21 protein-coding genes and 1 pseudogene are annotated in these 17,554 nt (G+C 73.1%); 11 read left to right on the top strand and 11 right to left on the bottom strand.

Annotated features, from left to right (window positions below):
• Positions 1 to 499, top strand: a 499-nt coding sequence (locus tag BJF86_RS07490; RefSeq protein ID WP_143553734.1) for a methyltransferase domain-containing protein, incomplete at its 5' end; no start/stop codon positions are given.
• 65 nt (positions 500 to 564) lie between these two features.
• On the opposite strand, the gene BJF86_RS07485 is transcribed toward BJF86_RS07490, so the two are convergent.
• The 4 genes from BJF86_RS07485 to BJF86_RS07470 form a co-directional block, all read right to left on the bottom strand.
• Positions 565 to 807, bottom strand: a complete 243-nt coding sequence (locus tag BJF86_RS07485; protein WP_075817827.1) for a hypothetical protein — start codon at positions 805 to 807, stop codon at positions 565 to 567.
• 78 nt (positions 808 to 885) lie between these two features.
• On the bottom strand, positions 886 to 2,955 hold the full coding sequence (locus tag BJF86_RS07480) for a M3 family metallopeptidase (protein WP_083652786.1): 2,070 nt from the start codon (positions 2,953 to 2,955) through the stop codon (positions 886 to 888).
• A gap of 130 nt (positions 2,956 to 3,085) precedes the next feature.
• Positions 3,086 to 3,466 carry a type II toxin-antitoxin system VapC family toxin gene (locus BJF86_RS07475; protein ID WP_202817324.1) on the bottom strand — a complete coding sequence of 127 codons (381 nt, stop codon included), beginning with the start codon at positions 3,464 to 3,466 and terminating at the stop codon, positions 3,086 to 3,088.
• A gap of 37 nt (positions 3,467 to 3,503) precedes the next feature.
• A complete protein-coding gene (locus tag BJF86_RS07470; protein WP_237768123.1) occupies positions 3,504 to 3,728 on the bottom strand; it encodes a type II toxin-antitoxin system Phd/YefM family antitoxin in 225 nt (74 codons plus the stop codon).
• 103 nt (positions 3,729 to 3,831) lie between these two features.
• On the opposite strand from BJF86_RS07470, the gene BJF86_RS07465 reads away from it, so the two are divergent.
• Positions 3,832 to 5,343: a S10 family peptidase gene (locus BJF86_RS07465; protein WP_075817823.1), complete on the top strand. Its 1,512-nt coding sequence runs from the start codon at positions 3,832 to 3,834 to the stop codon at positions 5,341 to 5,343.
• A 9-nt stretch (positions 5,344 to 5,352) separates the two neighbouring features.
• Entirely contained in the window at positions 5,353 to 5,976 is a 624-nt protein-coding gene (locus tag BJF86_RS07460) for a DUF4230 domain-containing protein (protein ID WP_075817821.1), read from the top strand.
• Positions 5,977 to 6,039: 63 nt separating this feature from the next.
• Here the strand turns inward: BJF86_RS07460 and BJF86_RS18790 are convergent, their stop codons facing one another.
• Together BJF86_RS18790 and BJF86_RS07455 are read right to left on the bottom strand one after the other, a co-directional pair.
• Positions 6,040 to 6,315: an EamA family transporter gene (locus BJF86_RS18790; RefSeq protein WP_237768122.1), complete on the bottom strand. Its 276-nt coding sequence runs from the start codon at positions 6,313 to 6,315 to the stop codon at positions 6,040 to 6,042.
• A complete protein-coding gene (locus BJF86_RS07455) occupies positions 6,207 to 7,055 on the bottom strand; it encodes an EamA family transporter (protein ID WP_237768121.1) in 849 nt (282 codons plus the stop codon). Before BJF86_RS07455 ends, BJF86_RS18790 begins: the two co-directional genes overlap by 109 nt.
• An 87-nt stretch (positions 7,056 to 7,142) precedes the next feature.
• On the opposite strand from BJF86_RS07455, the gene BJF86_RS07450 reads away from it, so the two are divergent.
• Both BJF86_RS07450 and BJF86_RS07445 read left to right on the top strand, forming a co-directional pair.
• Positions 7,143 to 7,742 carry a CGNR zinc finger domain-containing protein gene (locus tag BJF86_RS07450; protein ID WP_075817819.1) on the top strand — a complete coding sequence of 200 codons (600 nt, stop codon included), beginning with the start codon at positions 7,143 to 7,145 and terminating at the stop codon, positions 7,740 to 7,742.
• Between the two features lie 35 nt (positions 7,743 to 7,777).
• The gene (locus BJF86_RS07445; protein ID WP_075817817.1) at positions 7,778 to 8,872 is read left to right on the top strand and encodes a trans-sulfuration enzyme family protein; all 1,095 of its coding nucleotides are present in this window, start codon (positions 7,778 to 7,780) and stop codon (positions 8,870 to 8,872) included.
• A 34-nt stretch (positions 8,873 to 8,906) separates the two neighbouring features.
• Here BJF86_RS07445 and BJF86_RS07440 read toward each other — a convergent pair whose 3' ends face one another.
• Together BJF86_RS07440 and BJF86_RS07435 are read right to left on the bottom strand one after the other, a co-directional pair.
• Positions 8,907 to 9,632 (bottom strand): hypothetical protein, encoded by a 726-nt coding sequence (locus BJF86_RS07440; protein WP_075817815.1) that lies wholly within the window; start codon positions 9,630 to 9,632, stop codon positions 8,907 to 8,909.
• Complete coding sequence (locus BJF86_RS07435; protein WP_075813141.1) at positions 9,629 to 9,781, bottom strand: CopG family transcriptional regulator; 153 nt, start codon at positions 9,779 to 9,781, stop codon at positions 9,629 to 9,631. The genes BJF86_RS07440 and BJF86_RS07435 overlap by 4 nt, the downstream gene beginning before the upstream one ends.
• 83 nt (positions 9,782 to 9,864) lie before the next feature.
• Between BJF86_RS07435 and BJF86_RS07430 the strand changes: the two genes are divergently transcribed.
• Both BJF86_RS07430 and BJF86_RS07425 read left to right on the top strand, forming a co-directional pair.
• On the top strand, positions 9,865 to 10,179 hold the full coding sequence (locus tag BJF86_RS07430) for a YciI family protein (protein ID WP_075813139.1): 315 nt from the start codon (positions 9,865 to 9,867) through the stop codon (positions 10,177 to 10,179).
• Positions 10,180 to 10,189: 10 nt separating this feature from the next.
• A complete protein-coding gene (locus tag BJF86_RS07425; RefSeq protein WP_083652782.1) occupies positions 10,190 to 10,735 on the top strand; it encodes a hypothetical protein in 546 nt (181 codons plus the stop codon).
• 110 nt (positions 10,736 to 10,845) lie between these two features.
• Here BJF86_RS07425 and BJF86_RS07420 read toward each other — a convergent pair whose 3' ends face one another.
• Entirely contained in the window at positions 10,846 to 11,763 is a 918-nt protein-coding gene (locus tag BJF86_RS07420) for a carbamate kinase (protein WP_075817813.1), read from the bottom strand.
• A 113-nt stretch (positions 11,764 to 11,876) separates the two neighbouring features.
• Here BJF86_RS07420 and BJF86_RS07415 point away from each other — a divergent pair, with 113 nt between their 5' ends.
• Both BJF86_RS07415 and BJF86_RS07410 read left to right on the top strand, forming a co-directional pair.
• Positions 11,877 to 12,554 (top strand): heme oxygenase (biliverdin-producing), encoded by a 678-nt coding sequence (locus tag BJF86_RS07415; RefSeq protein ID WP_075817810.1) that lies wholly within the window; start codon positions 11,877 to 11,879, stop codon positions 12,552 to 12,554.
• A gap of 2 nt (positions 12,555 to 12,556) precedes the next feature.
• Positions 12,557 to 13,102: a DedA family protein gene (locus BJF86_RS07410; RefSeq protein WP_075817808.1), complete on the top strand. Its 546-nt coding sequence runs from the start codon at positions 12,557 to 12,559 to the stop codon at positions 13,100 to 13,102.
• On the opposite strand, the gene BJF86_RS07405 is transcribed toward BJF86_RS07410, so the two are convergent.
• Positions 13,065 to 13,991 carry a DsbA family protein gene (locus BJF86_RS07405; RefSeq protein WP_075817806.1) on the bottom strand — a complete coding sequence of 309 codons (927 nt, stop codon included), beginning with the start codon at positions 13,989 to 13,991 and terminating at the stop codon, positions 13,065 to 13,067. The genes BJF86_RS07410 and BJF86_RS07405 overlap by 38 nt on opposite strands.
• Positions 13,992 to 14,101: 110 nt before the next feature.
• On the opposite strand from BJF86_RS07405, the gene thpR reads away from it, so the two are divergent.
• Positions 14,102 to 14,674 carry an RNA 2',3'-cyclic phosphodiesterase gene (gene thpR / locus BJF86_RS07400; RefSeq protein WP_022925790.1) on the top strand — a complete coding sequence of 191 codons (573 nt, stop codon included), beginning with the start codon at positions 14,102 to 14,104 and terminating at the stop codon, positions 14,672 to 14,674.
• A gap of 222 nt (positions 14,675 to 14,896) precedes the next feature.
• On the opposite strand, the gene BJF86_RS07395 is transcribed toward thpR, so the two are convergent.
• Positions 14,897 to 16,618, bottom strand: coding sequence for a metallophosphoesterase family protein (locus BJF86_RS07395; protein WP_075817805.1), 1,722 nt, complete (start codon positions 16,616 to 16,618; stop codon positions 14,897 to 14,899).
• A 57-nt stretch (positions 16,619 to 16,675) separates the two neighbouring features.
• On the opposite strand from BJF86_RS07395, the pseudogene BJF86_RS07390 reads away from it, so the two are divergent.
• Positions 16,676 to 17,458 (top strand): annotated as a pseudogene (locus BJF86_RS07390) (FAD-binding protein); the annotation flags it as partial.
• Between the last annotated feature and the right edge of the window lie 96 nt (positions 17,459 to 17,554).

Below are 17,554 nucleotides of genomic sequence, written 5' to 3'. Positions count from 1 at the left end.
GCTGATGGCGACGGCGGGCCCGGCGCAGGAGGTCGAGCAGGACCTCGAGTTCTTCTACGGCGACTTCGACGAGGACGTGCTGCTCTTCGCCGGCAGGTCCCCGGTGCGCAACGCGGCTGACGCGGGGGTGACCAACGTCGAGTTCCTGGAGGGCTACCTGGAGGACGCGCCGCTCCCGGACGCCAGCGTCGACGTCGTCATCTCCAACTGCGTGATCAACCTCGCGGCCGACAAGCGGGTCGTGCTCGCCGAGGCCTTCCGCGTGCTCCGACCCGGCGGGCGGTTGGCGATCAGCGACGTCGTCGCACTGGCCCCGTGGACCGACGAGCTGCGTGCGGACGTGGAGAGCTGGACCGGCTGCATCGCGGGCGCGCTGCTCGAGAGCGACTACCGGCCCATGCAGGGCGACGTCGGCTTCCACGACGTCCAGATCGAGCGCACCCACCAGGTGCACGACCTGGCGGCGGCAGCCGTGGTGGGGGCGACCCGACCGGCCTGAGGAGCGTGCGGTCTCCTGGTCGCTGTGGTCGTCCGGTCGCCGCCGGATCGCTTGGAGCGGCTGTCTCAGATGCCGCGGTGACGCTCCGGCGGCACGGGGAAGCTGGCGCGGACGTGGCCCTCGGCCTCGTCCTGAGCGCTGCCGAGCGAGCCCGGACCGCTGGTGATCTTGATGATGTGGACCGCGGCCACGACGAGCAGCGCGGCGATCAGGCCGGCGGCGACCAGAGACTGGGTGAAGGTCCACCACAGCACGAGCACCACGCCGACCACGGCATACGGGATCAGGGGGAAAGACTTCATCGTCATCAACCACCTTCCTCGATGGGTGCATCACCCTACTTGTGATGACGCCGGGGCGCAGCGTGGCGCCCGACGCCGGCGCCGTCAGCGGGTGCTCTCACCGAGCCCGAGCCGGGCCAGCAGATGGCTCACGTCCGGGTCGGCGCCGCGGAACTCCCGGTAGGTCGAGAGGGCCTCGCGGGACCCGCCGGGCCCCAGCAGCTCCCGTCGGAAGACCTCGCCGGCGGCCCGGGTCATCCCCCCGGGGTGGTCATCGTCGCCCTGCTCGCGGAACCACGCGACCGTGTCGGCGTCCATGACCTCCGACCAGAGGTAGGAGTAGTAGCCGGCGGAGTAACCCCCGCCGAAGATGTGGTGGAAGTAGGAGCTGCGGTAGCGCGGCGGGACGAGCGGGAAGGCGACCCCCGACCGCTCCAGGGCGGCCGCCTCGAAGGCCTCGACGCCGGAGCCGTCCTCGGGCAGCTCGGTGAGCGGCGTCTGGTGCCAGGCCTGGTCCAGGATCATCGCCTTGAGCAGCTCCAGCGTGTGGTAGCCGGTCTCGGTGCGGCTCGCGGCGAGCTGCTCGACCCACGCGGCGGGGACGGGCTCCCCGGTCTCGTGGTGCCGGGCATACCGCTGCAGGAGCGCCGGCTCCCAGGCCCAGATCTCGTTGACCTGGCTCGGGAACTCGACGAAGTCGCGCGGGACCGAGGTGCCCGAGCGGGAGGGGTAGCGCACGTCGGAGAGCAGCCCATGCAGGTCGTGCCCGAACTCGTGGAAGAGCGTGATGACGTTGGTCCACGTCATGAGGCTCGGGGAGCCCGGCGCGGGCGGCGGCAGGTTGCAGGTGTTGGTGACGACCGGCAGGTCGCCGAGCAGGTGGGACTGGTCGACGATGCTCGTCATCCACGCCCCGCCCTTCTTGGTCGGCCGGGTGTAGGGGTCGAGGACGACCAGCCCGAGCGTCGTGCCGTCCTCCTCCCGCACCTCGAATACCCGAGCGTCGCCGGTGTAGCCGACCAGGTCCTCGCGCTCGTGGAAGGTGATGCCGTAGAGCGCGGTGGCGGCGGCGAAGACCCCCTCGGTGAGCACCTGCTCGAACTCGAGGTAGGGCGTGAGCCGGGCCGTGTCGAAGGCGTCGCCGGAGTCGCGCGCGGCAAGGAACTGCCAGTCCCAGGCCTCCAGCGTCGCGTCCGGGTCGAGGGTGCGCAGCTGCTCGGCGAGCGCGTCGGCCTCGCGCTGCGCGAGCTCCACGACCCCCGGCGCCAGCCGTGCCAGCAGGTCGTTGACGGCCGCCGTGGTGCGGGCGCAGCCGACCTGGTGGACGTAGGACGCGTAGTGCTCGTAGCCGAGCAGGGTGGCGCGCTCGGCCCGCAGCCGCGCGATCCGCACCAGGATGTCGCGGGTGTCGTGCTCGCCCTCACTCAGGCCCCGCTCGACGGAGGCGCGGAAGACCCGCTCGCGCAGGCTGCGGTCCGCCAGCGAGTCCAGGACGGGCTGCCCGGTCGTGTTGGTGAGCGTGACGAGCCAGCCGTCGAGCCCCGCGGCCTGGGCCGCCTCGCGCAGCCCGGCCGTGTCGTCCGCGCCGAGACCGGCGAGCTGGGCCTCGTCGGTCACGTGCACGGCGGCGGCCGCGCGGCCGGTGACCAGCAGCCGGTCGAACTCGGTGGACAGCGTCGCCAGCTCGGCGTTGAGCTCGCGCAGCCGCGCCTGGCCGGGCTCGTCAAGGGTGATGCCGCCACGCTCGTAGCCCCGCAGCCGCTCGTCGAGCACGAACTCGTCCTGTTCGTCGAGCTCGACCTCCCCCGCGTCGGCGCGCTCGCGCAGCGCCCGGAGCCGGGCATACAGGTCGGGGTCGAGCATGATCGTGTCCGAGTGAGCCGCCAGCCGCGGCGCGAAGTCGGCCATGATCGCGTCGCGCTCGGGGTTGGTGTCGGCGGACCGGGCGACCCAGAAGGCGGACATCGTGCGGTCCAGGGTGGCGCCGCTGGTCTCCCAGGCGTGCAGGACGTTGGCCACCGTGGCCGGCTCGGGGTCGGCGGCGAGCAGGCGCAGCGCCTCCAGCTGCTCGGCCATCCCCACCTCGATCGCCTCGCGCACGTGCGCATCGGTCATCGTTGCGTAGTCGGGGAGGGAGAACGGCAGCGTGGACGGGGCGAGCAGCGGGTTGGTCATGGCGCTCATGACAGCACAGCGCCGGTATGCCGGTCGTCGCCGGGCCGTGGGCCCCACTCTCACGCAGAAGGTGTGCCTCTGCGGTGATGCATCACGACATCGGCAGCACTGCTGCGGAGGAGTCGCGGTCTCAGGCTGGCGCGAACCCCGGCAGCACCGTGACCCCCTGCGCCAGCGCGGCCTCCCGCAGCCGGCCGTCCAGCGAGGCGAGGGGGAGCCCGGTCGCCATCGCCGTGAGCAGAGAGCAGGCGTCATAGGCCGTGAGGCCGGACGTGCGGGCCTGGGCGAGCAGCCCGGGCATGCCTGGGTCGTGCTCGCTCACCTTGATCGGCAGCTGGGCGAGCAGGGCGGCCAGGTGGGTGGCGTGCGCCGCTGAGATGCGCCCGCGCCGCTCCGCCCCCGCGAGGGCGTTGGCGATCTCCAGGTCCCACAGCGGCGGGACGACGGCACCGTCGGCGCGCACGGTCGCCAGCAGGGAGTCGCTCTGCGGCGTCCACTCGTCCTCGAGCACCACGACAGCGCTGCCGACGCGTCGAGGACGACGCCGCTCAACGTCGACCCTCGGCCACGGCCTCGGCAGCGGGCACTCCGAGGGTGTGCCCGGCGCGGGCTGCGGCGAAGGCGGACTTCAGGTCGGCCGAGGCGGGGGCGGCGCCGCGCACCCCGACGAGCCGGGCGACCGGACGCCCGTGCTGGGTGATGGTGACGGTGGCACCCTGCTCCACCTCGTCGAGCAGTCGAGGCAGGTGGGTCTTGGCGTCGTAGGCGCCCACGGTGCTGCTCAGGCAGATCAGACTAGTCTCCGACCAGTCGACACGACGAGGGATCCCGGACGGGGGAGGCACCCGCTCGACCCGCCCGCCTACGCTGGCGGCCATGAGCGAGGAGACCACCAAGGACGCCACAGGGAACGGTTCGACCGGCACGGAGACGACGGACCGGCCCGAGCCGCGCGACGTCCTGGTCGAGACGCGGCACACGATCGGCACCGCCGACGGCGACCTGACGTATACCGCCCGCACCGGACGCATCGTCATCCGCGAGGAGGAGGTCAAGGACGACGTCTTCCAGGGCTGGACGCCGCGCGGCGAGCTGGCGGTCACGGCCTACACCGTCACCGACGAGGACGGGGAGCCCGACGTCGCCCGCCCGATCACCTTCGTCTTCAACGGCGGCCCCGGGTCGAGCTCGGTGTGGCTGCACCTGGGCGTGCTCGGTCCGCGCATCGCGGTCGCGGGCGAGCCGAACGAGTCGACCCCGCCGCCCTACGCTCTCGCGGACAACCCCGAGACGCTGCTGCGCGCCTCCGACCTGGTCTTCATCGACCCCATGTCGACCGGGTGGTCGCGCGCGGTCGAGGGAGGCAAGGCCAAGGACTTCCACGGCTGGAAGAAGGATGTCGAGCAGGTCGCCGAGCTGATCCGGCTGTGGTGCACCCGCGAGGACCGGTGGATGAGCCCGAAGTTCCTGGCCGGCGAGTCCTACGGCACCACCCGGGCGGTGTCGGTGGCCGAGCACCTCTTCACGAACTTCGGTATGCAGCTCAACGGGTTGGTCCTCATCTCCAGCGTGCTCGACTTCGGCACCCAGGACTTCCGCTTCCTGCGGTTCGACGAGGCGTGCCTGTCCTACCTCCCGACGTATGCCGCGATCGCGCACTACCACGGCAAGCACGAGGGCCGGGAGCTCGCCGAGGTGCTCGGTGAGGCCGAGGAGCTGGCGGCGGGGGCATACCGCTGGGCGCTGGCGCGTGGCAACCGGCTCACCGACGACGAGCGTGCCGAGGTCGCTGCACAGGTGGCGCGGCTGACCGGGCTGTCGCAGGACTACGTCGAGCGCTGCGACCTGCGCCCCGAGCACTGGCGCTTCTGCACCGAGCTGCTGCGCGACCGGGGCGAGACGGTCGGCCGGATCGACGGCCGGATCCGGGGCGTCCTGCACTCCGGGATCGCCGAGGGCATGGACGCCGACCCGAGCATCGACGCGATCATGGGCCCGTACGCCGCGGCGATCCACCACTACCTGCGGGCCGAGCTGCGCTCCGAGCTGGACCTGCCCTACGCCGTCTTCTCGGACGCGATCGAGCACTGGTCCTACAAGGAGTTCGAGGGCAGGCCGATCAACGTCGTCGACAAGCTGGAGCGGGTCATGCGTGCCAACCCGCACCTGCGGGTCCGCTTCGAGTACGGCTACTACGACCTCGCGACGCCGTATGCCGCCGCCGAGGACACGGTCGCGCACCTGCGCCTGCCGGACGCGGCGCTGGACCGGATCGAGCACGCGTGGTTCGAGACCGGGCACATGCCCTACGTCGGCGAGAGCTCGCGGGTCGAGGAGGCCGAGGGCATCACCGACTTCGTCCGGCGCGCGGCGACCGTCGGCAGCTAGGTTGGGGCCATGAAGGGTCGTGTGCTCGGTGTCGTGGCGATGATCCCGGTGGTGCTGCTGGCCCTGGTCGGCGGCGTCACCCTGCTCACCGACTGGCGCCCCTCGCTCAACCCCTTCACTGAGGAGGAGATCGACCGGACCGGGCCCTCGGTGCTGCAGTCGCTCACCGAGATCAGCGACTTCCACGCGGCCAGCGCCTACTACGAGACCGTCGTCGACCTGGAGCGGGACACCCGCTTCGTGCCCGGCTGGATCAGCGGTGAGCGGGTGCTCTACGTCGGCAAGGGCACGGTCGATGCGGTGGTCGACTTCAGCGCGCTCGACGAGCGCCGGGTGCAGGTCGACGAGGAGAGCGGCGCGGTCCGGGTGCGGCTCCCGGAGCCAAGCGTCGGCGACCCCGTGCTGGACCTCGAGGAGAGCTACGTCGTGAGCGTCGACCGGGGGATCACCAACCGCTTCCGGGGCTCGGACCTGGAGCAGGAGGCGCAGCGGGTCGCGGTGGCGCAGATGAGCGAGGCCGCCGAGGGGACCGGGCCGCTGGTCGAACTCGCGGAGAGCAACACGGTCGCCATGCTCGAGGGGCTGCTGGAGGCCCTGGGGCACGACGACGTGAGCGTCACCTTCGCCGGCTGACAAGCCGATGGTCCCGTGGGAGTCGGGAAGGGTGCCGACTCCCACGGGACCGTGATCGAGGCGTCAGGCCTCGGGCAGCGGCTCGACCTCGTAGGTCGCCTGCGGGAGCTCGTCGTCGCGCTCGTCGGCCTTGACCGCGGCCACGCCGGCGACGATGAGGGCGCCGCCGAGCAGCTGCACGGGCGCCGGCATCTCCCCGAGCAGCAGCCAGGCGAAGAGCACGGCGAACATCACCTCGGCCAGCCCCACGAAGGAGGCGACCTTGGCGCCGAGCATGCGGGCGGCGATGATCCCGGTGAGGTATGCCCCGGCCGCCGCGACCAGGCCGAGCCAGGCCACCGGCAGCCACCACGCGCGGTGGCGCCGGCGAGGGTCACGCTCTGCGTGCTGACGCTCATGGGCAGGACGCCGATGAGGCCGGCCAGCCCGAGGACGGCCGCGCCGATCGCCATACCGAGCGCGGCGAAGGCGGTCGGCGGCAGGCCGCTGGAGTCGTCGGAGCCGACGATGAAGAAGCCCGCGAGGCCGACAGCGGCGACCAGGCCCCACACGACCCCGACGGTGCTCAGCTGCACGTCGCCGAGGACGTCGAGCACGAGCAGCAGGCCGAGCACCGCGAGGCTGACGCCCCCGATGGTCAGCGCGCGGGGCCGCTGGCCGTGGCGGGCCCAGAGCCAGCCGACGACGAGGATCGGGCCGAGGTACTCCAGCATGAGGGCCACGCCGACGGAGAGCCGCTCGACGGCGAGGAAGTAGAACAGCTGGGCGGTGGCGACGGCCAGCAGGCCGAAGAGCCCGGTGTGGATCCAGGTGACCGGGCGTCGCAGCAGGTGCCACCGGCCGCGCATCGCGATCGCGGCAGGGCCGGCGAGGATGAGCGCGCCGAGCCCGACGCGGACGGCGACGGCGGCGCCCGAGGACCAGCCGGTGAGCAGCAGGCTCTTGCCGACGGTGCCGGAGGTGCCGAACATCGCGGCCGAGAACAGGGCGACGGCCAGCCCGAGCAGCACGGTGCGCACGCGGCTGCGACCGCTCGTCGGTCGGGCGGTGGTCACGTCGTGGGTGCGGGTGGTGGTCATGGGGCTGGCCCCCCTTCTGCGGTTGGCGTCATGGGTGTCGATGGGTGACACTCATGACGATACCGATGCCCACCATCAGGAGTCAAGGTGCTTTTCACTCATGACACAGAGGTGGCGATGCAGGGCGCGGCCGGGCTGGTCAACACCCGCAGCGGGGCCGGCAGCGGCAGCGACCACCTGCCCTCCGAGCAGGCCGTGCGCGCGCGGGCGGAGGGGCTCGACACCCTCACCAGCGCCGCCGAGTTGCAGGACTTCGCCTCGACGTGGGGCTGGTCGGGGCAGCCGCCCACGGACCGCGCGGGGGTCGAGCGGGTCCGCGCCCTGCGTCCGCGGCTGGCCCAGCTCTGGGACCTCGACGAGCCGGGGGTGGTCGATCTCGTCAACACGCTGCTCGCCCAGGAGCGGGCGGTCCCGCAGCTGGTCGACCACGACGGGTGGGGCTGGCACCTGCACGGCGTCCCCGACGACGCCCCTTTCGCCACCCGCATGGCGGTCGAGGCGGCGATGGCGATGATCGACGTCGTGCGCGCCGACGAGCTGCAGCGGCTGCGCCGGTGCGGCGCCGACGACTGCGACGGCGTCCTGGTCGACCTCTCCCGCAACCGCTCCAAGCGCTTCTGCAGCACCACCTGCGGCAACCGGGTCGCCGCCGCGGCCTATCGTGAGCGGCAGAGCGGCGAGGACTGACGCCGACCGCGCAGACGGCATACCGGAGGACAACCATGACCCCCCACGACGGCGAGGCGCTCGCCCCCGGCACCCGCGCCGTGTCCCTCGGGCGGCCGGCCCGAGAGCCCGGCGCCCCGGTCAACGTGCCGGTGACCTTCACCTCGACGTATGCCGCGGACGGCGCGGTCGACTACGCCCGTGACGGCAACCCGACGTGGGAGGCCCTGGAGGAGGTGCTCGGGTCGCTGGAGGGGGGCGACGCGTTGGTCTTCGCCTCCGGGATGGGTGCCATCGCGGCGACCATGTCGCTGGTCCCGGTCGGTGGCGTGGTCGTCGCGCCGACGCACGTCTACAACGGCACCACCGGCCAGCTGGCCGACCGCGAGGTCGCCGGCGCGCTCACCCAGCGGCGGGTCGACCCCGAGGACGTCGCGGCGATCGTCGACGCCTGCGAGGGGGCGGACGTGCTGCACCTGGAGTCGCCGTCCAACCCGATGATGGAGGTCACCGATGTGGCGGCGGTCGTGCGCGGGCTGGTCGAGCGGTACGGCGAGGACCGGCCCGTCGTGGTGTGCGACAACACCTTCGCGACGCCGCTGGCGCAGCAGCCGCTGACCTGGGGTGCCGACGTGGTGGTGCACTCGGCGACGAAGTATCTCGCCGGGCACTCGGACGCGCTCTTCGGCGCCCTGGTCGTCTCGGCGGAGCGGCCCGACCTGCTGCAGCGGCTGCACACGCACCGCACGCTCTACGGCGCGATCCCGGGGCCGATGGAGACCTTCCTCGTGCTGCGCGGGGTGCGGACGCTGCACCTGCGGCTGGAGCGCGCCGAGGCCAACGCGCGCGAGCTCGTCGCACGGCTGGAGGAGCACCCGGTCGTGCAGCGGGTGCGCTACCCCGGCTTCGGCGGCATGGTGTCGATCGAGGTCGCCGGGGGCGTCGAGCGGGCCGAGGCGATCTGTGCCGCGACCCGGCTGTGGGTGCACTCGACCAGCCTCGGCGGGGTGGAGAGCCAGATCGAGCGTCGCCGCCGCCACGCGCTGGAGGTCTTGACGGTCCCCGAGACGCTGCTCCGCCTCTCGGTCGGCGTCGAGGACGTCGAGGACCTCTGGGCCGACCTCGCCCGGGCGCTCGACGCCACCCGCTGACCGCTCACCGGCCGGGGGGCCGGTCGGGCGTCGCTCAGGTGCGGGTGTAGCCGTAGAGGTCCGTCATGCGCTCGTTGACCCAGATCTCCTTGCGGCAGTCGGGGTCGGCGATCTGGACCGTGCGGCTGTAGGTCTCGTCGATGAGCACGGCCTCGATCCCCGCCTCGGTGAGCAGCGCCAGCGCCTCCTCGACGTCACCGTCCCATTCGAAGGCCAGCTCGACCGCCGGTGACTCGTCCCGGTGCGCGGCGACAAGGCCGCCGCCCTCGCAGCGCAGGTCGGTCCAGATGCCGTCGTCCGCCACCGTGCGCGGGCGCGCACCGATGCCCTCGAGCACCCCGGTGATCATCGCCGTGTCCGGGCCGTACCAGATCGGCAGGGCCGCCAGCCTCCGGTCGCTCACGCCGCCCTCGCGTTCCACCGGGGTGGGCGAGTCGAGGGTGAAGCTGGTCCCGTCGGGCGCCTCGACCATGCCCGCCTCGCCGTGGTCCGGGTGGCCGAGCGTGATCGGCACGCCGGCCGCTGCGGCCGCGGCCACCGCCTCGGGGACGGGCGTCGTCGTCGAGAGGGCGAGGGCGCACACCCCGGCCGGCTGTTGCTCGCTCGCGGCGTGGAGCGCGACGCGGCCCGAGCCGACGGCATACACCAGCCAGCCGGGGCGCTCGTAGACGAGGTGCCCGCCGAGGGTCTCCAGGAGCCGCTGCCAGGCGGGGAGGTCCGAGGTGAAGCGGATGGGCTGGGCGGTGAGGTCGGTGATCACTTCTGCTCTCCTTCGTTCGAGACGAGGTAGGCCCGGAGCGCCTTCTCGACGAGCGCGGACAGGCTGATCGCTTCGTCGATGCCGCGGTGCTTGATCTCGGTGATGAGGTCCCGGGGGAGGTAGACGTTGAACTGCGCCTTGTCGGTCATATCTAGGATGCTAGCAAACTAGCCTGGTGGCGAGAGCTGCTTCTGAGCAGAGGTCCAGGTCGGCCGTCCCTAGGATGAGCGGCATGAGCTTCTTCGTCGTGCACTACACCTATTCCGACGACACCGCGGCGCGCGACCAGCACCGGCCGGCGCACCGTGAGTTCCTGGGCGGGCTGGCGGCCGAGGGCACCGCCCTGCTCAGCGGTCCCTACGCCAGCATCGAGGAGGCGCCCGACGCCGCGCTGCTCATCCTGCGGGCCGAGAGCGCGGCCGACCTGGCCGAGCTGCTGCGGGAGGACCCGTTCCAGCAGCTGGGGCTGGTCGAGCAGGTGGCGATCCGGGAGTGGACGCCGGTGCTGGGGGCGTGGTTCGACGGGGCGCTCGCGGGCGAGGTGTAGCTTCGGCGGCATGGTCGAGCAGGGGGAGTCCACGGAGGCGGTGCGGGCGCCGGGGTCGATGATCGGGTCGGTGATCGGCCTGGTCGGTGGCACGGTCTTCGTGCTCGTCAACCGCGGGGAGCTGCCGCAGACCTGGTCGACCGCAGCGCTGGTCGCCTGGGTGGTGCTGCTCCTCGGGGCTGCGTGGGCCGTCTTCGTGCGCCGCGGCGGCGCCCGTCAGACCTCCGCTCCGCACCGTCGCGCCGGCCTGGTCTACGGCCTCTCCGTGCTGGGGATGCTCGCGTTCTTCGTCGCCGGCAGCGCCGTGCTGCGCGCCGCAGACGTCCCCGAGCTCGGCCCGGCGCTCATCGCCCTCGGTGTCGGTCTGCACTTCATCCCGTTCGCCCGTGCCTTCGGCGTGCCCTTCTTCACCGGCCTCGGTGGGGCCGTGTCGGTCGTGGGCGGGCTCGGGCTCGCGCTCGGCCTGGTATGGGCGCCCGTGGCCGCTCCGGCGGCGGCCGTCCTGGCCGGCCTGCTCATGGTTGCGCTCATCGGCGCCGCTGCGACCAGGCGCTGAACCCGACCCCCGGCCATCCGGCCGACGCGCCGGCCGGAGACGGCTCAGCCATGCACGTGCGTACCTGAGCCGGTGACGACGGGCGTGTCCTCAGGTCGGATCGCCCCGCCTCACCCCTGCGCGCTGACGTAGGTCCCTGCCGAGCCGTCGACGAGCGAGGCGACCTCCTCCAGGCTGCCGATGGCCGCCGCCGCGCCGGCGCCGCCCACCTCGACGAAGCGGCACACCGCCTCGACCTTGGGCCCCATCGACCCGGCCGGCAGGTCCAGCGCCCGCAGCTCCTGCGGCGTCGTGCGCCGGATCTCGCGCGCGGCGTGCGTGTCGAAGCCCTGCATCACGGCCGGTACGTCGGTGAGCACGAGCAGCCGGTCGGCGCCGAGCCGGTGCGCCAGCAGCGCGGCGGACAGGTCCTTGTCAATGACCGCCTCGACCCCGCGCAGGTCGCCGGTCCCCGTCCGCACGACGGGCACGCCGCCACCGCCTGCGCAGACGACGATGACCGACTCGTCGAGCAGGTGGTCGATGAGCCGGGTCTCGATGATCTCCCGCGGCCGCGGTGAGGGCACGACGCGCCGCCAGTGCTCGCCGTCGGCCTTGACCTGCCAGCCGTGCCGGTCGGCCAGTTCGCGCGCCACGGCCTCGTCGTAGACCTCCCCGACGAACTTCGTCGGGTCCGCGAAGGCCGGGTCGTCGGCGTCAACCAGCGTCTGGTTGAGCACCGCGGCGAACTGCCGGTAGGGCCGCTCGTTGCCGATCGCCTGCAGGATCCAGTAGCCGATGAGCCCCTGCGTCATCGCCCCGAGCGCGTCGAAGGGGTAGGGCTGGCTCAGCCGCGCGTCGTCCGCGCTCTCCATCGCCAGGATCCCGACCTGCGGCCCGTTGCCGTGGGTGATGACGACCTGGTGGTCGTCGGTCAGCGGCGCCAGCGCCGCCACCGCCCGTCGGATGTTGGCGACCTGCGCCGCGGCGTCGGGCACCTGCCCGCGCTCGAGCAGCGCGTTCCCGCCGAGGGCGACGACGATCCTCATGCCCAGACGGTATGCCCTCCCGCTGCTCGGGGCCGGGAGGCGTCTTCCGCCAGGCCGCTCGGGCGGTTAAGGTAAGGGTGACCTAAGCCATGCCGACCACGAGGTGAGCTGCCGTGACCGCCCCCTTGTCCGAAGCGCTGCGCGACGCCACCGCGACGGCGCACTCCGCTGCCGAGCGCTCGGCCTTCGTCACGGACCTGGTCGAGGGCCGCGCCTGCGCGGCGGCCTTCACCGCGCTCGCGACCCAGCACCTGCTGATCTACCGGGCGCTGGAGGACGTGCTGCACACCCACTACGCCGGCCACCCGCTGCTGGCGCCCGTGGCCGACCGTCGTCTCGACCGCGTGCCCGCCCTGCGCCATGACCTGGAGGTCCTGGTCGGCCCGGACCACGAGGTGCGCCTGGCCGACGGGCGACTGCCGATCTGCGTCGCGACCTCCGCCTACGCGACCACCCTGCGGGAGCGGCATACCCCGGAGATGGTCCTGGCCAACCACTACGTGCGCTACCTCGGTGACCTCTCGGGCGGGCAGATCGTGGCGCGGCTGGTGCACCGCCACTACGGGGTGCCGACCGACGGGCTGACGTTCTACTCCTTCGCCGGGATCGACAAGCCCAAGGTCTACAAGGACGGTTACCGCGCCCGGCTGGACCAGATCCCTCTGACCGCGGTGCAGCGGGAGGCGGTCCTCGAGGCCGCGGTGCAGAGCTTCGCGTCGAACGAGGCGGTCTTCGCCGACCTGGCCGCGGCGCAGACCCCGTTGCACTCGGCCGCGGGGGTCGGCGCCTGAGCATGCCCGACCTCGAGTCCTACCCCTTCGTCGGTGCCCTGGCCTTTCTCTTCCTCGTGGCCCTGCTGCGTGGTCAGGTGACGTATGCGCTCGCGCGGCTCGTGACCGAGCAGGCGCTGCGGCACACCCGTCCGCGCGGTGGCATGGCGGCGTCGGTGCACCGGTGGCTGGACGGCGAGGCCGTGGGTCGCGGGCGGGCGGTGGTGCAGCGCTGGGGCCTGGTGGCGGTCTCCCTGTGCTATCTCACCGTCGGGCTGCAGACACTGGTGCTCGCAGGTGCGGGCACGATCCGTATGCCCTGGGCACGGTTCACCCTGGCGCAGCTGCCGGGCGCCCTGGCCTGGGCGGCGATCTACGCGACCATCGGCTTCGCGGTGTGGGCCGCCGTGATCGGGGCGGCGGTCAGCGGTCACCCGCTGCTCGCCGGGCTCGTGGTCCTGGTGGCCCTCGCAGGTGTGGTCACCGGGCACCGGCTGGTGCGCCGCCGCCGACGAGCGGCGGGCGAGACCCTCAGCGCTGCAGAGCGGCCTGCTGCTCCTGCTCGATGATCTCGACTATCCGCTCGGCCGGGTAGGCGCCCTGCAGGACCTGGGTGTTGATGAGGAAGGTCGGGGTCGAGGACACGCCCACGGAGCGGGCCTCCGCCGAGTCCGCCTCGACAGCGGCCAGCAGCTCCTCGTCGTCCAGGTCGGCCTCGAACTGCTCCAGGTCCTCGACGCCCACCTCCTCGGCGATCTCGACGAGCTCCTCGCGGCCGTACTCGCCGTGGCCCTCGGTCGACAACGCGAAGACCGCCTCCTGGAACTCCTCGCGCCGATCCTGCTCCGCGGCGGCCCGGGCGGCGACCGCGGCGAGCCGCGAGGTCTCCTCGAAGATGACGAAGTCGCGGAACTCGATGCGCAGCGTGCCGTCCTCGACCAGCGGCAGCAGCTCGGGGCGGATCTGCAGGTGGAAGCGGGCGCAGTAGGGGCAGCGGTAGTCGGCGTACTCGATCATCACGACGGGGGCATCGACGTCGCCGACCGCCATCGGGTCGTCCGGATCGCGCCGCTGCAGGTCCAGCAGCAGCTGCTCGACCTCCGGCGAGGGGCTCTGCTGGGTGGCGCCGGGATCGGCCGCCCCAGCGCCTGTCCCCCCTTCCGAGCTCGCGTCGCCGTCCTGGGCGGCGTTGCGGTCGGCCTCGCCGGTGGCCCCGCCGCTCTCGGTGCCCTCCCCTGCGGTGCCGTCCTCGTCCCCGGCTGCGCCCTCGCCGTCCGCTCCACCCTCGGGGACCGCGCTCTGCGTAGCGGTCGCTCCGGCCGGACCGGACGCGTCCTCGCGGTCACCGAGCGCCAGCCAGGCGATGAAGGCGACGACCAGCGCGATGACCACGGCGGCCACGGCCCAGGCGATCGCGACGACGGTGCGGTCACTGCTGCGTGCTGCCGGCTCGCTCACCCCGCCAGCGTGTCACACGCGCGGGTCGGCTTGGCCGGACACCCCGCGCGTCCGCGCCGCGACCCGACCGGACAGACCCGGCGTCCGCGCCGGGCTGACACCATGGACGGGTGCGTGCCTTCATCGCCCTGCTGCCTCCCGCCCCCGTCGCCCGCGAGCTCGACGCCCTGCTCGAGCCGCGCCAGGACGCCCTGGCGCCGCGCGGCCACTGGCGCTGGACCCGGCCGGAGCACCGGCACCTCACGCTCGCCTTCCTCCCCGAGCTGGAGGAGTGGCGCGAGGAGGCCCTCGTCGAGGCCGGCGAGGAGTGGGCGGCCCGCGCCTTGCCGGTGCGACTGACCCTGCGCGGCGCCGGTGCCTTCCCCGACCCGGCGCAGGCGCGGGTCCTCTGGGCGGCGGTGGAGCAGGCCGACCCGGGCTCGCTGCAGAGCTGGGCGCAGAGCCTGCGCGCGCTCGCCAGCCGGGCGGGTGCCACGGTCGAGGGCACGCGGTTCGCCCCGCACGTCACCCTCGCTCGGTCGGTCGGGCGGCCCCGAGCCGCCGGCCACCTCGTGCAGGCGCTGGACACGCTGCATACCTCGTCGTGGGTCGCGGACGAGGTATGCCTGGTCCGCTCCGAGCTGGGCCAGGGCCCGGGCGGCACCCCGCGGTATGCCGTCCGCCACACCTGGTCCCTCCGCTGACCGTCCACGTGCCGGGCCGCGACCCGTCCACGCAGGACTCCGCCCGCTCACGACCCCCTCTGGGAACCACCCTGGTGCACAAGCTGGTGACACCAACGTCGCTCGAGCGACGCGCGTGACGCAAGGTCTTGCACGAGGAGACGCACAAGCGTGCTCAGAGGTCCTGTGGTGCGTCAGTTCCGGGCCCTCCGTCCGGACGGCGCCCCCTGCGGCGAACGGAGGTCAGGGGGACTGGGTGACGCCGGCGCCGTCCTCGATCTCGGGCAGGTCCGCGGGCGGAAGGGTGGTGACGACGGCGTCGTCCGGCGGGGTGACCTCGACGGTGGTCGGGTCGGCCTCGGAGTCGTCGATGATCTGCTCCACCGGCTGCACCTCGACGCCCAGGTCGGGCGAGCAGGTGCGGCCCTCGGGCGGCTGCGGCTGGATCGTCCGCCCGTTGATGAGGCTGACGTCGTCGAACTGCGGGCGCCCGGACACCAGGTTGCGGTAGCTGTAGCGGGTCAGGCTGCTGATCGCGCAGTCCTCGCCGAAGGTGAGGATGTCGAAGCTGTAGGGGTTGCCCAGGAGCTCGCCGGCGGTCTCCGGGTCCTCCTCGGCCGCTTCCTGCGCCTCCTCGGTCAGCGGGGGCAGCCGGAACTGGTTGACCAGCCCGCCACCGGTGAACGACCCCACCTCCAGGTGCTGCCCGGTGAGGTCGCGCCGGTGCATGTGCCCGTTGATCACCACGGCGCCGGCCCCGACCCGGTCCGCGGCATACGGCTGGTGGGTCAGCACGACGTCGCTCGGCGCCAGCCCGTCGGTCGCCTCCCGGAAGCGCTCGGCGAGGGCGCTCTGGTCGGCCCCGTAGTCCTCGCTGCGCTGGTTGAAGTAGCGGCTGTCGTTGAAGCCGGTGATCGTCACGCCGTGCACCGTGGCCTGCTGCAGGTCGCCCTCGCTTGGCTCGAGGAGCACGACGTTGGGGACCTGCGCCATCCGTTCGAGCACGCCCTCGTCGCGGGCGAAGGCGCCGTCATGGTTGCCGCGGACGTAGAGGTAGGGCACGCCGAGGCTCTCGATGCCCTCGTAGATGCCGGTGAGGTCGCCCTCGTCGGCGCGCCCGAAGTTGAGCAGGTCCCCGGCGTCGATGACGGCGTCGATGTCCTGGGTCTGCACGATCTCGCGCATGAGGGGGTACTGGTTCATCCCGTGGATGTCGCTCACGAGCAGGAAGCGCGCCGCGGCCGGCGCCTCGACCGCGTCCGGGCTGAACTCCTCCCGCATCGCGGAGGAGAGCGCGAGCAGGTTGGTGACGTAGACCGCGCCCTGGTCGGCCTTGCGGTCGAGCCCGGCAAGCAGGTCACTGTTCTCGGTGGCCAACGAGAGCAGGCTGGTGGTGCGGAACTCGGCGACCCGGTCGGTCCGATAGGTCAGGTATGCCGCGCCTCCCGGCACGAGCATCGCCAGCACCGTCGCGACGCCCGAGGCGAGGACCGCGTGCAGGTAGCGCTCGCGGGTCGGGTGGGCCGAGGCATACGCGAGCATGACCAGGACCGTGGTCGCGAGCGCCCCGGCCGCGAACTTCCAGGCGAGCTGGGCGACACCGGCGTCGATCGCCTCCCGCAGCTCCTCCGGGCTGGGCTCGAGGTCGGAGGTGCGCAGCTGGCCCTGCCGGAGCAGGTCGGTGACCTCGTCGCGGACCTGGACCTGACCCTCCAGCCCGGGCGCCGGCAGCACGGCGCGGGCGAAGGACACCTCCATGTCGCCCACCACCGTCGGCAGTCGCACCGTCGAGTCCAGCCGCGGCTCCACCGAGATGTCTGCGGCGAAGTAGCGCGTCTGCGTGTGCACCGGCCACAGCTGCGTCGCCACGATGCCGCCGGTGAAGGCGAGCACGAGCAGCAGGACCACGACGCCGGTGCGTCGCAGCCCCGTGGTGACTGTCGCGATGCGCTCACGGTTGCCCATCGGCGTCGAGCCTAACGAGCACCCCACGCGCAGCCGTGCGGGGTAACGTCGGCGGGCATGGCAGAGCACGCGGACGTGGTCGTGGTCGGGGCGGGGCTGGCAGGGCTGGTCGCCACCGCCGAGCTGGTCGCCCGCGGGCGCCGGGTGGTCCTGGTCGACCAGGAGTCCACCGCGCACCTCGGCGGGCAGGCGTGGTGGAGCTTCGGCGGGCTCTTCCTCGTGGACAGCCCGGAGCAGCGCCGGATGCGCATCCACGACTCGGTCGAGCTCGCGTGGCAGGACTGGTGCGGCAGCGCGGGGTGGGACCGGCTCGGTGACGTCGACGACCCCGGCGAGGACGACTGGGGGCGGCGCTGGGCCCGGGCCTACGTCGAGTGGGCGGCGGGGGAGAAGCGCGCCTGGCTGCGGGAGCGGGGCGTGCGCCTCTTCCCGGTGGTCGGCTGGGCCGAGCGGGGCGACGGCACCGCCACCGGTCACGGCAACTCCGTGCCGCGCTTCCACCTGACGTGGGGCACCGGGCCGGGGCTGGTCGAGCCGTTCGAGCGGGTCGTGCGGGACGGGGTCGCGGCCGGGCTGGTCCGGCTGCGCGGACGTCACCGGGTGACCGGGCTGGTCACCACCGACGGGGCGGTGACCGGGGTGCGCTGCGACGTGCTCGCGGAGGACCCGGTGGAGCGGGGTAGGCCCACCTCCCGCGAGGTCGTCGGCGAGGCGGAGCTCGTGGCGGGCGCGGTCGTGGTCACCTCCGGCGGGATCGGGGCGAACCACGAGCTGGTCAGGCGGTTCTGGCCGGAGCGGCTCGGGCCGGCGCCGCGGGAGGTGGTGACCGGTGTCCCGGCCTAATGGGAGTGCAGTCACCCCTCCGGAAGGACTGGGGTGGGAGGCTGGTGGCCGAGCCGTCGGCCGGTGAGCACCGTTCTCAGCCCGAGGTCGTCA

The organism is Serinicoccus sp. CNJ-927, assembly GCF_001942435.1.
In the GTDB taxonomy this organism is placed as follows: domain Bacteria; phylum Actinomycetota; class Actinomycetes; order Actinomycetales; family Dermatophilaceae; genus Ornithinicoccus; species Ornithinicoccus marinus.
Note: the sequence above shows the minus strand (reverse complement) of the source record. Positions and strands in the feature narration are given on the sequence as shown.